Raw genomic sequence first — 13,675 nt, 5'->3', positions numbered from 1 at the left:
CTACAGCAGCTTCATCGTCACCGGCTTCAACCCCCAGTAAGCCCGCCCCGCCCGGCGGTGCAGCACACCGCCAGGCGGGGCGGGCTTACTGGGGGTTGAAGCCGGTGACGATGAAGCTGCTGTAGTCGGGCAGCTTGCGGATCTGCTTGCGCTCCAGCATCAGCGAGCCGTAGTACTTGCTGCGCGTGATCCAGTCCTCGTCGATCTTCCAGGTCAGCTCCACGTTGTCGGCCGCCAGGTTGGCCACGTCGGGGGCGAAGCCCAGCTTGGCACCGGCCATCTGCACCAGCTCGGCGCGGTGGGCCATGGCGTATTCCGACGCCTTGCGGTGGATCTCCAGGAACACCTTGACCAGTTCCGGGTCCTTCTTGACCGTGTCGGCGTGCGTGGTCATGACCATGTTGACCTTGCCGGTGGGCGTGCTGTACGGAAACTCCAGCACCTTGCCCACGCCCCGGGTCACGCTGATGGAGGGGCCGGGCTCGGCACCGACGTAGGCGTCGATGTCGCCGCGCTCCAGCGCGCCCGCCATTTCGCTGAAGGACACGCGCACGGACTTGATGTCCTTGAGCGTCATGCCTTCGGACTTCAGGCGGTCGTTGAACACCGCCTCCTGGGTGGAGCCGGGCAGGATGCCCACGCGCTTGCCCTGCAGGCCCTTGAAGCTGCCGATGCCGCTGTTCTTGCCCACCACGATCGCCATGCCACCATTGCAGGTGGGCGCGACGATGACCACGGGCTCGCCCGCCGCCGCACCCAGCGTGGCGGCGGCCAGGCCGTAGGTGCCAAAGTCCACCGACTTGGTCACCACGGCGTTCTTGCCGTCGGTGGGGGTCTCGAAGGGGATCACCTCGATCTTGTAGCCGGCCGGCGTGAACTTGTCGTAGAAGTAGGGCGTGATGCCGTGGATGAGCTTGAGCGTGCCCACCTTGATCACCTTGTCCGCCGCCTGGGCGGGTGTGGCCACGGACAGGGCCAGGGCGGAAGAGGTCAGAGAAGCGAGCAGGAGGCGGCGAGACAGCATGGCGTTTCCTTCATCAAACAAGGGCTGTGACAGACGGACCGCACTTGAATACATCCTTGTACACAAGCCGGCACAGGCACAGTCCAGCAAGTGGCGTGCCAGTTTGGGAATGGATGTTTTTTGCGCCAAAACTCTGGAAATCGCCGACAAAATCCCCCATATCGTCAAAGGCGCACCATTTGTGCACAGCATGCCCCGCGCCATGCACCAGACTCGCCGCCAGCGGCGCGCGACGCGCCCCCGTCCCACGCCTGGCGGGTGCCGACTGGCTTAGGGTGTGCACCTGTCCTGCATCGTTACCAAGGAGAACGCTCATGAAGCATTGGCACCACCTGCTGTCCCACCGCATCGCCTTGCCCCTGGCCGCCGCCACGCTGGCCCTGGGCGCCCATGCCAAGACCCCGGCACAGTGGCAGGCGCTGACCGCGCCCGTGAAGATCAGCCTGGAGCAGGCCGTGCAGAACGCCACGCAGATGACGCCGGGCCAGGTGATCGAGATCGAGCTGGATGACGGCGACGGGGCCGGCGTGCACTACGAGGCCCACATCCTCACGCCGCAGCAGCAGAGCGTGGAGGTCTGGGTGGACGCGGTGACCGGCCAGGCCCGCCTGCACGAGAACGACGGTGCGGCCAAGCGCAAGGATGTGGCGCGCAGCCAAGCCGCCAAGATCGACATCCTGCAGGCCATCCGCGCTGCCACGGCGCACACGCCCGGCAAGGCCATGAAGGCCGAGCTGGACAACCACTGGGGCACCATCAGCTACCAGGTCGATGTGCTGCAGGCCGACCACCGCCTGATGGAGGTCAAGCTGGATGCGGCCGACGGCAAGGTGCTGCGCGCCAAGCGCGACTGACGCCCTTTGTGACTGAACACCATCCCACCCCATGAACCGCACCCAAACTGCACTGATCGCTGCGCTCACGGCCCTGCTCGGCTTTGCCGGCGGCTACTTCTTCTACGCCCACACCATGGCGCGCTACGACGCCGTCAGCAGCGTGTGCGTGGCCATGCAGGAGGCCGTGCGACTGCAGATGCTGGCGCCCGAGCAGGTGCGCCAGCTGGGCATGGTCACGGGCAGCACGCTCAAGCGCGACCACCGCGCGGTGGCGGACAAGCTCAGCATCTCGGACCACAGCGCGCGCGAAGCCTCGCCCCAGTCCATGTGCAGCCAGTTCCTGCTGGGCGTGCACCAGTCACGCTGAGCCCCCGCGGGACCCACCTTGCCCCCGAAGCCTGCGCCTGGTGCGCAGGCTTTTTTGCAGGCGGCCCCGGGCCACGCCCCCAGCCGCTATAGTGCCTGCCGCAGGCGCTGCCGCCCGGTCACCGCCAGGCAGCGCAGCCCAATGTATTCATAGCTGGCAGCGCAGTCTGGATCTGGTTTCCAACCAGTTTTCTATTTGAAAACCTTGCAAAACGCACGCTGCCTGCTCATCTTTCTGATAGCGCATCCCCCCCCTTTTTCGCATGAAACCCGCCATCCGCATCGTGGACGTCGACCGGCTCGACACCTGGAGCAAGTACAAGCCCGGCCTGTGCGACAGCTGCGCCGCCAACTGCTGCACCATGCCGCTGGAAGTGCAGCTGCCCGACCTGGTGCGCCTGGGGCTGGTGGATGCCTTCGAGGTCGACAACGTCGACCACAAGCTGATCGCCAAGCGCCTGCTCAAGGCCCGATTGATCGACCACTACAACCCCAAGCACAACATCTTCACCATGGCCCGCCGCGCCAGCGGGGACTGCAACTTTCTGGACGCCAGCACGCGCCGCTGCACGGTCTATGAACGGCGCCCCGAAACCTGCCGCCTGCACCCCAAGAAGGGCCCCAAGCCCGGCTGGTGCGCCTACGGCGACAAGCGCATGCGCTGAAGACCTTACCCCCTGATCCCCATGCACACCCTGCACCTGGCCACCGCCTGCCTGATCAACCCCGAACGCCAGTTGCTGGTCTTGCGCAAGCGCGGCAGCCCATTCTGGATGCTGCCCGGCGGCAAGATCGACGCCGGGGAAACCGCACTCCAGGCCCTGCAGCGCGAACTGCAGGAAGAGCTGCAATGGCAGGCCCCCATCGAGCATCTGCTGCCCCTGGCCCACTTCGAGAACCGCGCCGCCAACGAGGCCGATACGCGCGTGCAGGCCCAGGTGTTCTACGCCCGGCTGGCGCACACGCCCGCCGTGCAGATCGCCGCCGAGATCGAGGCCATGGACTGGCTGGCGCTGGACGGCCCCCATCCCGCCACCCTGGCCCCGCTGCTGCACGAGCAGGTGCTGCCCGCACTGCAGCAGATGGCTGACTGAGCCAGCGGGCGGGCATAAAAAAGCAGCCTTGCGGCTGCTTTTTTTCAGGGTGTGCCCTGGCGGGGGATCAGGCCTCGTCGGAGAGGTCGATCTCGGGGACTTCCACCTTGGTGGCCAGGATCTTGTCGATGATCTTGCCGTCCATGTCCACCACCTCGAACTCCCAGGCTTCCCAGACCACCTTGTCGGTCACGGCGGGCAGCTTGCCGGTCAGCAGCATCATCATGCCGCTCAGGGTCTGGTAGCGGCCCTTTTCCTCTTCGGGCACGGTCTTCAGGCCCAGGCGGTCCTTGAGCTCCACGACCGGGATGTGGCCATCCAGCAGCCAGCTGCCATCCTCGCGCTCCACGGCCCAGGCGTCGCTGGGGTCCTCGGTCACGAACTCGCCGGTGATGGCCTCGGTCAGGTCACGCACGGTGACGATGCCTTGCACTTCACCGTACTCGTCGATGACGAACGCCATGGGCGCACCGGATTGCTTGAAGTTCTCCAGCAACTCCATGCCGGTGATGGTTTCCGGGATGTAGATGGGCTTGTGGATCAGGTCCTTGGCGTCCTTGAGGTCACGCTGCCCCTTGAGGGCATGGGCCAGCCACTGGCGCGAGTTGATCACGCCCAGCAGGTTCTCGAAGTTGCCGTCGATCACGGGATAGCGCGCATGGTCCTGGGATTCCAGGATGGCCATGTTCTCTTCGAACGACAAGCTCACGTCCAGGCAGACCACGTCCGAGCGCGGCACCATCAGCGAGGAGATCTGGCGATCGTCCAGGCGGAACAGGTTGCGGATCATGGTGTGCTCGTTCTGCTCGATGGCACCCGAGGTGGTGCCTTCGGCCAGCACGGCGTGGATCTCGTCTTCCGTCACGCTGCTGTCGTTGGTCTGGCGCACGCCCAGCAGGCGCAGCAGGGCGAGGGTCGACCCCGTCAGCAGCAGCACAAAGGGCTTGGTCAGCTTGGCCAGCAAGTTGATGGGGCGGGCCACCAGACGGGCAATCGATTCGGGGTTGGTCTGTCCCAGGCGCTTGGGCACCAGTTCACCCACCACGATGGAGACATAGGTGATCAAGACCACCACCACGGCCGTGGACAAGGTGCTGGCGTAATTGGACGCCATGCCCAGTTGCACCAGCCATTCCGCCATCGGCTGGGCCAGGGCGGCCTCACCAAAGATACCGTTCAGCACACCGATGGAGGTGATGCCGATCTGGATGGTGGACAGGAAGCGGGTGGGGTCTTCGCCGAGCTTCAGGGCAGCAGCTGCGGCGGAATCGCCCTCATCGATCAATTTTTGAAGCCTTGCCTTGCGTGCTGTGACCAGCGCGATTTCAGACATGGCAAACACGCCATTGAGCAGGATGAGGGCGATAAGTATAGGAATTTCCATGATGTGGTTGAGCGTCCTTTCAAACTCGCTCGGGGTAACAAAAACACTGCAAGGTTACTGGATAAATCCAAAATGCAGGCCAGCCAGGATGGCAAGCCCTAAAAGCACGCGGTAGATCACGAAGAAGCCGAAGCCCTTGCTGGAGATCAGCCGCATGAACCAGACGATGACCGCATAGCCCACGACAAAGGCGATCGCGGTCGCCATGAAGGTCAGCATCCATTGCTCGCCACTCATGGGATCGCGCTTGAACAGCAGCTGGTAAAAGCCCGACAGCAGCACCGCCGGAATGGCCAGCAGGAAGGAAAAGCGCGCCGCCGCCTCGCGGGTCATGCCCAGCAGCAGGCCTGCAGTAATCGTGCCACCGGAACGTGACACGCCCGGGATCAGCGCCATGGCCTGGGCAAAGCCCAGCACGATGCCGTCACGCAAGCCCAACTGGCCAATCTGGCGCGTCTGGGTGCTGCGCTTTTCGGCCCAGCCCAGCAGAAGGCCGAAGACGATCAGCATCACGGCCGTCAGCGCCAGCGTGCGGAAGGTGGTTTCAATCCAGCTGCGCAGCAGCAGGCCCAGCACACAGATGGGGATGGTGCCCAGGATCACCAGCCAGGCCAGCTTGGCGTCGGGGTGCAGGGCTTCACCAGGGCGGCGGCTGCCAATCACGGGCAGGCTGGCAAACCAGGCCACCAGCATGCGCAGCACATCCTTGCGGAAGTAGATCAGCACCGCCAGTTCGGTCCCCAGCTGGGTGATGGCGGTGAAGGCCGCGCCCGGATCGGCGCCACCGGGCAGCAAGGGACCCAGGATGCGCAGGTGGGCGCTGGAAGAGATGGGCAGGAATTCGGTCAGACCCTGGACCAGGCCCAGGATGAGGGCGTCCAGCCAGCCAAAAGTGGCGTTCATAGGAATCAGTGGAAAAAAGCGGAAACGGAGCGCTGTGCAGTGTAGCGCCCGGGCCTGCCACGCAGGCGGCGCCAACTCCCGGCCCCGCAGTGGCCAGGGGCCGCGCGAAACCTCGGCGCTGGGCACCCGCCACCGCCCTCGACAGCCGCCGCCATGGCACCTGCAGGCTTCAGCCCGCCGCATCGCGTGCCATGACAGTTATTTTTTATACAAAACCCATCTAATCATCTTTTTCTCATAAAAAAAATGCACAAATATCCACGTGCATCAGCGATGTTTGTCGTTGATATTCAAAACAAATACACAAAATTACAAATCATCGCCATCATACTAATGGGCAAAAAATAATTTTTACAACAAATCAAGCGTTCGCGCCGCAACGTTGAATCCGTCAATTCTGTGTGGTGCGTTTGTATGCCGGCACCACAGCATGCAGCTTCCATCTGCACACAGGCTGTGGATAACTCCACATGCCAAAATGTGGACAGATTTTTCAATCCACCTGGACTGTATTTTTTACTTATCCACAGCCTCATGCATTCAGCAGGTTGTGCACAAGGATGTGTTGATTGAAAATATTTTTTCAACCTCTCCATGCCATGCATCTCGAAATTTTCCACAGGGTTTATGCCACAGCGTGTGGTGCGACCCAGGTGGCATCCCTGGCACCGACAGGTTCAGCATCCACAATCTATAATCAATTGTCCACAGCAGAGTGGCTGGCAGAAATTTGCCGGATGGTGCACTTGTCAGACCCTCTTTGGTGCTGAAAAAATCAGCAGAACATCCGATATCGCACAGGATGTTGATAAAGAAAAAGATGCATGTGGTGCTCTGCATCTGTATTGAAAACAATTTTTCAGTCTTCTTGACCGGATTACCCGGTCTGAAATTCCCGCAATGAGCCAAAAAAAATGGGCCACCGAGGCCCTGGAATCCTTTGACGCCGTCGTCGCCGCCATCCCGGGGTTCCGGGTGCGCGAGGGCCAACGCCAGATGGCGGCCCAGATCGCGCAGACCCTGGCGGCCGCCCAGCTCGGCAAGGTCGAGGAGGGGGCTCCGGAACCGAAAAAATCCATCGCCGTCGTCCAGGCGGGCACGGGGGTGGGCAAGTCGCTGGCCTATGCCGCCCCGGCCATCGCCATGGCCCTGGCGCGTGGCACGCGCGTGGTGATTTCCACGGCCACGGTGGCGCTGCAGGAGCAGCTGGTGAACAAGGACCTGCCGGCGCTGGCGCAGCAATTGCCAATGCCGTTCAAATTTGCGCTGGCCAAGGGGCGAGGCCGTTTTGTCTGCAAGCTCAAGCTGGAGCGCCTGACCAGCTCAGGCGAAAACAGCGAGGACGCGGACGATCTGTTCGCCGAAGAGGCGGCCGAGCAGCGCAAGGCGCGGCCCCGCGCCGAGACCGAGGCGCGCATGCAGTTCTATGCCTCGATGGCCGATGCCCTGGCCAGCGGCGAATGGAATGGCGACCGCGACAGCCTGCCCAATCCGCCCGAAGCCGAGGCCTGGGGCCCCGTGGCGGCCGAGGGCAGCTCCTGCACCGGCAAGCATTGCCCGGTGTTTTCCAGCTGCACCTACTACGAGCGCCGCAAGGACATGGTGGCAGCGCAAGTCATTGTCGCCAATCATGATTTGCTGCTGTCCAGTCTGGGCGCGCGCCTGCTGCCGGAGCTCAGCGACAGCCTGCTGATCCTGGACGAGGCCCACCACCTGCCGCAGACGGCGCTGTCGCAGTTCGCCTGCGACATGGACCTCAGCCGCCTGCAATGGATCGATAAGCTGGCCAGCCGCGCCCTGCGCGTGGGCCAGCTGATGGAGGTGGACGAGCTGGCCGACATCGCCGGCCACAGCAGCGGCCTGCGCGAGCACCTGAGCGAGCTGGCACGCCTGGTGATGGAGACCTATGGCGACACCCTCAAGGGCCAGCGCGATCGCTTCGGCCCGGCGCGTGTGCGCGTGCCACGCGGCGATCTGCCCCCGGCCCTGCTGGACCCCCTGGCCCAGGTCATGCACCACGCCAGCGGCTTTCTGGACGTGCTGCGGGCCATTGCCAAGGCCCTGAAGGCCGAGATCAAGGACAAGCCCGACGAGGCCCAGCGCCTGTCCCAGCTGTACGCCCAGGTCGGCACGCTGGCGCCGCGCCTGGAGGCCGTGCACGACACGGCCCAGCTGCTGAGCCAGCAGCCCGAGACGCGCGAGGACGGCTCCGAGAGCGTGCCCAACGCCAAATGGTTCACCGTGGAGGTGGAGGGCGATTACATCGTCGTCAAGGCCCATGCCAGCCCCATCCTGCCCGGTGCCACGCTGCGCCACCACCTGTGGAGCCAGGTGCGCGGCGCGGTGCTGACCAGCGCCACGCTGACCAGCTGCGGCAGCTTCGACTTCTTCCTGCGCGAGGCCGGCCTGCACGGCGATGCGGCCGTGCAGACGCTGGAGGTGGCCAGCCCCTTCGACTATGCGGCCCAGGGCACGCTGGTGGCGCACCAGACCCGGGCCGACCCGCGCGAAGCCGCCGCCTTCACGCAGGAGATGGTGGAGCGCTTGCTGCACGACCTGAGCCAGGTCCAGGCCGGGGCGCTGGTGCTGTTCACCTCGCGCGACCAGATGCGCCAGGCCGTCGATGCCCTGCCCACGGCCATGCGCAGCCAGGTGCTGGTGCAGACGGCCATGCCGCGCGCCATGCTGCTGGCCGACCACCGCCAGCGCGTGGAACAGGGCCTGCCCAGCATCATCTTCGGCATGCAGTCCTTCGGCGAAGGCCTGGATCTGCCGGGCGCGCTGTGCGAGTCGCTGTTCATCACCAAGCTGCCGTTTGCCCCACCGGACGACCCGGTGGGCGAATCGCGTGCCGAGTGGCTGCGCACCAGCGGGCGCAACCCGTTCAACGAACTGGTCGTGCCCGCCACCGCCATCCGACTGGCGCAGTGGGTGGGCCGCGCCATCCGCACCGAGGAGGACCAGGCCCACGTCTACTGCTACGACCGCCGCCTGGTGGCCACCAGCTACGGCCAGCAACTGCTGAACGGCCTGCCACCGTTCACGCTGGAAAAGCGCGCCGCGTAGGCGCGGCCGGCGCTGTGCCCACCGCCGTGGCGGTGACCCGCCACCGGCCTGAAGCCGCGGAGGCCGCCGATGCGGCGCCGTGGGCCCCCCGGCGGCACCACGCTGCCGCAGAAGCAACCATGGCCCGTGGCACGGCCGGCAACACGGCCCGGCATGCCGCAGGGGGTCCCGCACGGTGCTGCCTTGCAGCGCCAGCCTGCAATCCGGCCAGGGACTGCGGCCTGCCCAGATCGCTAAAAAAGGAGCTGTTTGCGCGCAATATGACTTGCATTCAAGACTAAATCGCTTGGAATTCAAGAAATCACCTACGCTGGCAGCTATTCATTTCATACCACTTGCACCGATCCAGAGAGGGATTGCCATGAGCGCCACCGAGTTTCCAGCCTGCCCCCAATGCGGCCAGCCCAACACCTACCCCGACGCGGACCTGTTCATCTGCCCCGACTGCGCCCATGAATGGTCGGCGCAGGCCACCACGGACGAAGACGACACCGGCCCGCGCGTCATCAAGGACGCCCACGGCACGCCCCTGGCCGATGGCGACAGCGTGATCCTGGTGAAGGACCTGAAGGTCAAGGGCTCGTCCACCGTGATCAAGAAGGGCAGCAAGATCAAGGGCATCCGGCTGGTCTACGACAACGGCGACCACGACGTGGACTGCAAGACCGAGCAGGGGCCTTTCATCCTCAAGTCGGAATTCCTGAAAAAGGCCTGAAGCAGGCCTTGAAAACCATAGCTGCCAGCGCTTGCTATATCAGCGCTAGCCGGCAAAAACATATCAAAACGCCAGGCCTGCGGCCCACCCGCTGCAGCCTGGCGTTGGCATTTTCAGGTGCAGAACATGGCAGATAACTGTATATTTATACAGTGAACCTGCAAAACAAACTCGCCATCCTGGCGGACGCCGCCAAATACGATGCTTCCTGTGCCTCCAGCGGCAGTGCCCGGCGCACGGCCCAGGCGGGCGGCATCGGCTCGACCGCCGGCATGGGCATCTGCCACAGCTGGACGCCCGACGGGCGCTGCGTGTCGCTGCTCAAGATCCTGCTGACCAACTTCTGCCTCTACGACTGCAAGTACTGCGTCAACCGCGTCAGCTCCAACATCCCGCGCGCCCGCTTCTCGGTGGCCGAGGTGGTGCAGCTCACGCTCGACTTCTACCGGCGCAACTGCATCGAGGGCCTGTTCCTGTCCAGCGGCATCATCCGCAGCCCCGACTACACCATGGAACAGCTGGTCGGCGTGGCCCGCAGCCTGCGCTTGGAGCATGGCTTTCACGGCTACATCCACCTCAAGACCATCCCCGACGCCGATCCGGCCCTGCTGGCCCAGGCCGGCCTGTACGCCGACCGCCTGAGCATCAACATCGAGCTGCCCACGGTGCAGGGCCTGGCGCAGCTGGCGCCCGAGAAAAGCAGCGCCAGCATCCACCAGGGCATGGGCCAGCTGCACCAGCACATCCGCAGCGCCCAGGCCGAGCGCCAGTCCGCGGCCCGCAGCGCCATCGTCTCGCGCCCCCAGGCACGCCGCACGCGGCCGGCCCGGCCCCCGGTCTTTGCGCCCGGCGGGCACAGCACGCAGATGATCGTCGGCGCCGACGCGGCGGACGATGGCGACATCATCCTCACCAGCGCCCGCCTCTACAGCGGCTACGGGCTGCGCCGCGTCTACTACTCGGCGTTCAGCCCCATCCCCGACGCCAGCGCCGAGCTGCCGCTGATCGCCCCGCCGCTGGTGCGCGAACACCGGCTGTACCAGGCCGACTGGCTGGTGCGCTTCTACGGCTTCGAGGCCGGCGAGCTGGTGCCCGCAGGCGCCCCCGGCCAGCGCATGCTGTCGCTGGAGCACGACCCCAAGCTGGCCTGGGCCCTGGCCCACCGCGAGCGCTTTCCCGTCAACCTCAACACCGCCGCGCGCGAGCTGCTGCTGCGCGTGCCCGGCCTGGGCGTGCCATCGGTCGACAAACTGCTGGCCGCCCGGCGCGGGCGCCAGCTGCGCCGGGCCGACCTGGAACGCCTGCGCGTGCCCTGCGCCCGGATCCTGCCGTTCGTGGAGTGCCTGGACTGGCACCCCGGCCGCAGCCTGGACGATCCCCGGCTGGCCCGCCGCCTGGTCCAGCCCGTGGCCCCGCAGCCGCAGCAAGCCCGCCTGTTCTGAGCCATGGACCGCCAGCACCTCATCCTGCCCGGCGACGGCACCGATTTTGCGCACTGGCGCCGCCTGGCCAGGTGGCTGTGGGCGCAGCAGGTGCCACCGCAGTTGGTGGAATGGCAGACCGAAGCGGCCCACGGCCAGCACCCCGACCTGTTCACCCCCACGCCGCAGGTCACCCCCTGCGAGGATCTGCCGCCGGCGCAACAGCGCCCGCTGACCGTGCCGCGCTGGTGGCCGGAGCTGGCCGAGCACGCGCTGCTGCACAGCAGCCCCGAGCGCTTTGCCCTGCTGTACCGCCTGCTGTGGCGCATGCAGCACACGCCCGGCGTGCGCCACGATCCCCTGGATGCCGACCGCGTGCACCTGCAGTACCTGTGCAAGGCCGTGCGCCGGGAGGTGCACCAGATGCATGCCTTCGTGCGCTTTCGCCCCGTGGCCCTGGCCGATGCCCTGCACGACGGCTGTGGCCCGCTGCACGTGGCCTGGTTCGAGCCCCAGCACCACATCGTGCATGCCGTGGCCCCCTTCTTTGTCGGCCGCTTCAGCAACATGCGCTGGGCCATCCTGACGCCCCTGGCCTGCCTGCGCTGGTGGCCCCAGGCCCCCAGCGTGGCGGCGCTGGCCGACCACGGCATTGCCCCGCAGCAGGCCTTGCAACCCCTGGCAGGGCGGCCGGGTGTGCTCAGCTGGGGGCCCGGTGCGAGTGCCGATGCCGCACCACCCGCCGATGCCGGCGAAGCCCTGTGGCTGACCTATTACGCCCACATCTTCAATCCTGCGCGCCTGAAAGTGGCCACCATGTGCCGGGAGATGCCCCGCCACTACTGGGCCCACCTGCCCGAGGCACAGCTCATCACCCCACTGGTCCAGGCGGCCCAGGCCCGCAGCGCGGCCATGCTGGCCAGTGCCCCGTCCATGCCCCAGCGCAAGCTGCCACGCCACGCCTGAGGGCCTGTGGAGGCCGCTGACCGCCTCGCCCACCAGGGCAGCTTGCGGGTGGGCACCAGCCACTGTGCCCCGGCTGCAGGACCCGGTTGCACACCCCGCTGGGCAGGCCCCACCACCAGCATTGAATTTTTTTGAATGCCCTTGGCGCGGCGCGGTGGCGTGATCGCCCCAGTTATACAGAGGCTGGGATAACTTCCTGTGGACAGAAACCCCTCCCAGGATAAGTCCCTGCCCAACGCGGCAACCGACTGAAAAACCGTTTTCAGGATCCAGCGCGCGGAAACGTAGTCCTGCATACCGGGCATGGCGGTCTTTACTTGTTCTACCAAGCGCTTACGTGCTCAGCATGATCGGGATCCTGCCCCTGCCGTGCTTGCCCCTGACTTGTTCTTTGTTTTTTTTAATAAGGATAGTAGGTAGTAGTAAGCATCCCCAGGGATTGTGGACAACTGCACTTTTCATCCGGATATCAAGCACTTGTGTCCCTGCCAATCATGTGGGGCAGGCCCTGTTCCTGCTGTCCTGCATTCAGGGATAACTTCCCGATGGCGTGTTTTTTTGTGGATATCTCGTTTTTTCAACACGATTTATCCACATGGCCTGCTTGTCTCTTATGTAACTTTGTTTTTTGTTATTTTTTCTTGTCAATACGTCATTCATTGCTATTTTTTTTGATGTGAATAACTGAAATGGACAGTGTTTTACGCAGAACCGTCCCCACTGTGAACAGCACATCCGCCGGCGCCAGGCCGAATGCCGGAAAAAAAACGGAACACTGAAAAAAATGCAACGACGGAAAAGGCGCGAATTTTTTCGCGCGGTAGTTATCTCTATGTCTTCTATTTTTAATTGGTAGTAATAGTAGGGATGGGTAGTGGGTGTGGATAAGGTGAAATACTTTTTTCAGATCAAGGACTTGTCCCTGCCTAAACCATGTGTCTGAACCCAGGGACGGTGACGACCGGATTTGGGTACAAGTTGCAGCGGCTGGAAACGCTTGTGGATAAACAGCAGGTTGCTATTTTTTTCTACCCATGTTTATCCACAGGCCCTGGCCAGGGTGGCGAGCGGGTGGTGGCGTCAGGTAATCGCGTTACAAAAATGAGAGCACGCCGGGCGTGTAATCCAATTACAGGGAAAACCCGGAGTTACCAAAACCCCTGCGTGGATGCAGCAAGTGCTTGTTTTGATGGGGTTTTGTCGGGTTACCGGAATCCGCGGTCGACCGTGCGGGCAGGCGGCCCGGGGTGTGGTGTGCCGGTGGGGAGGGCGTGACCTCCGGAGGTCGCGGCGGTGGTGACCAGCGGCGTGCTGCAGGCCATGCACACCCTGGACATGGCCCGCGTGCGGTGTGCGCAACTGAAAAAACTTTTGCAGTCCGAGGCGCAACCGGCGAAAAAAAAGCAGGTCCTGGGACCTGCTGGGTGGGAGTGGAGGGGGTTTATGCGCCACGGCCCATGGGTTGGCCAGCGGGGCCGTGGGGGTGGCCGGGCTGGTGGCCCATGCGCTCGCCCTGGCCGCCACGGTGGAACTTGCCGGGGCGGTGGGCCGTCAGTTCGTCGAAGGCCTTTTGCTGGCTGGGATTCAGGCTGTTGTAGAAGCTGCGGGTGGCCTGGTCACGCTGTTCGGCGTGGGCCGTGTGTTCCTTGCGCATCTTCTGGGCCAGGTCCAGGCGCTCGGGTGTGGTCAGCTTGCGCAGGTCGGGGCGCTCACCCGCAGCGGGGCGGGGCTGTGGCGTGGTGGCCTGCACATACTTGTCCCAGGCGGCTTGCTGGTTGGGCTGCAGTTGCAAAAGGGTTTTCATGCGCTCGGTGCGTTCGGCGTGCCGCTTGGCAAAGTCGGGCGCCTGGTGGCGCGCTGCCGGTGCGGTGGCGGCAGGGCCGGCCGTGGGGGCGGCGGG

The 13,675-nt window shown here is 64.6% G+C and carries 13 protein-coding genes; 8 read left to right on the top strand and 5 right to left on the bottom strand.

Going from position 1 to position 13,675, the window contains the following annotated elements; all coding sequences use genetic code 11:
- Positions 1–85 precede the first annotated feature (85 nt).
- Positions 86–1,024 (bottom strand): ABC transporter substrate-binding protein, encoded by a 939-nt coding sequence (locus FYM52_RS17750; RefSeq protein WP_045265774.1) that lies wholly within the window; start codon positions 1,022–1,024, stop codon positions 86–88.
- Positions 1,025–1,338: 314 nt separating this feature from the next.
- Between FYM52_RS17750 and FYM52_RS17745 the strand changes: the two genes are divergently transcribed.
- The 4 genes from FYM52_RS17745 to FYM52_RS17730 all read left to right on the top strand — a co-directional run bounded on the left by FYM52_RS17745 (position 1,339) and on the right by FYM52_RS17730 (position 3,320).
- Complete coding sequence (locus tag FYM52_RS17745) at positions 1,339–1,878, top strand: PepSY domain-containing protein (protein ID WP_154165052.1); 540 nt, start codon at positions 1,339–1,341, stop codon at positions 1,876–1,878.
- A 31-nt stretch (positions 1,879–1,909) separates the two neighbouring features.
- Positions 1,910–2,227, top strand: a complete 318-nt coding sequence (locus tag FYM52_RS17740; RefSeq protein WP_154165051.1) for a hypothetical protein — start codon at positions 1,910–1,912, stop codon at positions 2,225–2,227.
- Between the two features lie 262 nt (positions 2,228–2,489).
- Positions 2,490–2,891 carry a YkgJ family cysteine cluster protein gene (locus tag FYM52_RS17735; RefSeq protein WP_043378377.1) on the top strand — a complete coding sequence of 134 codons (402 nt, stop codon included), beginning with the start codon at positions 2,490–2,492 and terminating at the stop codon, positions 2,889–2,891.
- Between the two features lie 21 nt (positions 2,892–2,912).
- Complete coding sequence (locus FYM52_RS17730; RefSeq protein WP_154165050.1) at positions 2,913–3,320, top strand: NUDIX domain-containing protein; 408 nt, start codon at positions 2,913–2,915, stop codon at positions 3,318–3,320.
- Between the two features lie 67 nt (positions 3,321–3,387).
- Here FYM52_RS17730 and FYM52_RS17725 read toward each other — a convergent pair whose 3' ends face one another.
- The 3 genes from FYM52_RS17725 to FYM52_RS17715 form a co-directional block, all read right to left on the bottom strand.
- On the bottom strand, positions 3,388–4,704 hold the full coding sequence (locus FYM52_RS17725; RefSeq protein ID WP_042412076.1) for a hemolysin family protein: 1,317 nt from the start codon (positions 4,702–4,704) through the stop codon (positions 3,388–3,390).
- 54 nt (positions 4,705–4,758) lie between these two features.
- Positions 4,759–5,607 (bottom strand): undecaprenyl-diphosphate phosphatase, encoded by an 849-nt coding sequence (locus tag FYM52_RS17720; protein WP_154165049.1) that lies wholly within the window; start codon positions 5,605–5,607, stop codon positions 4,759–4,761.
- Positions 5,608–5,897: 290 nt separating this feature from the next.
- Positions 5,898–6,227 carry a hypothetical protein gene (locus FYM52_RS17715; protein ID WP_154165048.1) on the bottom strand — a complete coding sequence of 110 codons (330 nt, stop codon included), beginning with the start codon at positions 6,225–6,227 and terminating at the stop codon, positions 5,898–5,900.
- A gap of 280 nt (positions 6,228–6,507) precedes the next feature.
- On the opposite strand from FYM52_RS17715, the gene dinG reads away from it, so the two are divergent.
- The 4 genes from dinG to FYM52_RS17695 all read left to right on the top strand — a co-directional run bounded on the left by dinG (position 6,508) and on the right by FYM52_RS17695 (position 11,775).
- Entirely contained in the window at positions 6,508–8,673 is a 2,166-nt protein-coding gene (gene dinG / locus FYM52_RS17710) for an ATP-dependent DNA helicase DinG (protein WP_154165047.1), read from the top strand.
- A 361-nt stretch (positions 8,674–9,034) separates the two neighbouring features.
- Complete coding sequence (locus FYM52_RS17705; RefSeq protein ID WP_154165046.1) at positions 9,035–9,388, top strand: zinc ribbon domain-containing protein YjdM; 354 nt, start codon at positions 9,035–9,037, stop codon at positions 9,386–9,388.
- A gap of 152 nt (positions 9,389–9,540) precedes the next feature.
- On the top strand, positions 9,541–10,830 hold the full coding sequence (locus tag FYM52_RS17700) for a putative DNA modification/repair radical SAM protein (protein WP_162524773.1): 1,290 nt from the start codon (positions 9,541–9,543) through the stop codon (positions 10,828–10,830).
- Between the two features lie 3 nt (positions 10,831–10,833).
- Complete coding sequence (locus FYM52_RS17695) at positions 10,834–11,775, top strand: TIGR03915 family putative DNA repair protein (protein WP_154165045.1); 942 nt, start codon at positions 10,834–10,836, stop codon at positions 11,773–11,775.
- 1,441 nt (positions 11,776–13,216) lie between these two features.
- Here the strand turns inward: FYM52_RS17695 and FYM52_RS17690 are convergent.
- Positions 13,217–13,675: Spy/CpxP family protein refolding chaperone (locus FYM52_RS17690; RefSeq protein ID WP_154165044.1), on the bottom strand; the 459-nt coding region annotated here is incomplete at its 5' end.

This window comes from Comamonas sp. CAH-2, from assembly GCF_009668305.1.
Taxonomy (GTDB): Bacteria; Pseudomonadota; Gammaproteobacteria; order Burkholderiales; family Burkholderiaceae_C; genus Comamonas; species Comamonas aquatica.
The sequence above is the reverse complement of the archived record's forward strand: the minus strand, read 5'-3'. Positions and strand labels throughout refer to the sequence as shown.

Coding starts and splice junctions, on each gene's coding strand:
- FYM52_RS17730 (WP_154165050.1), top strand. CDS start 2,913: ATGCACACCCTGCACCTGGCCACCGCCTGCCTGATCAACCCCGAACGC.
- FYM52_RS17745 (WP_154165052.1), top strand. CDS start 1,339: ATGAAGCATTGGCACCACCTGCTGTCCCACCGCATCGCCTTGCCCCTG.
- FYM52_RS17695 (WP_154165045.1), top strand. CDS start 10,834: ATGGACCGCCAGCACCTCATCCTGCCCGGCGACGGCACCGATTTTGCG.
- FYM52_RS17725 (WP_042412076.1), bottom strand. CDS start 4,704: ATGGAAATTCCTATACTTATCGCCCTCATCCTGCTCAATGGCGTGTTT.
- dinG (WP_154165047.1), top strand. CDS start 6,508: ATGAGCCAAAAAAAATGGGCCACCGAGGCCCTGGAATCCTTTGACGCC.
- FYM52_RS17735 (WP_043378377.1), top strand. CDS start 2,490: ATGAAACCCGCCATCCGCATCGTGGACGTCGACCGGCTCGACACCTGG.
- FYM52_RS17740 (WP_154165051.1), top strand. CDS start 1,910: ATGAACCGCACCCAAACTGCACTGATCGCTGCGCTCACGGCCCTGCTC.
- FYM52_RS17750 (WP_045265774.1), bottom strand. CDS start 1,024: ATGCTGTCTCGCCGCCTCCTGCTCGCTTCTCTGACCTCTTCCGCCCTG.
- FYM52_RS17720 (WP_154165049.1), bottom strand. CDS start 5,607: ATGAACGCCACTTTTGGCTGGCTGGACGCCCTCATCCTGGGCCTGGTC.
- FYM52_RS17705 (WP_154165046.1), top strand. CDS start 9,035: ATGAGCGCCACCGAGTTTCCAGCCTGCCCCCAATGCGGCCAGCCCAAC.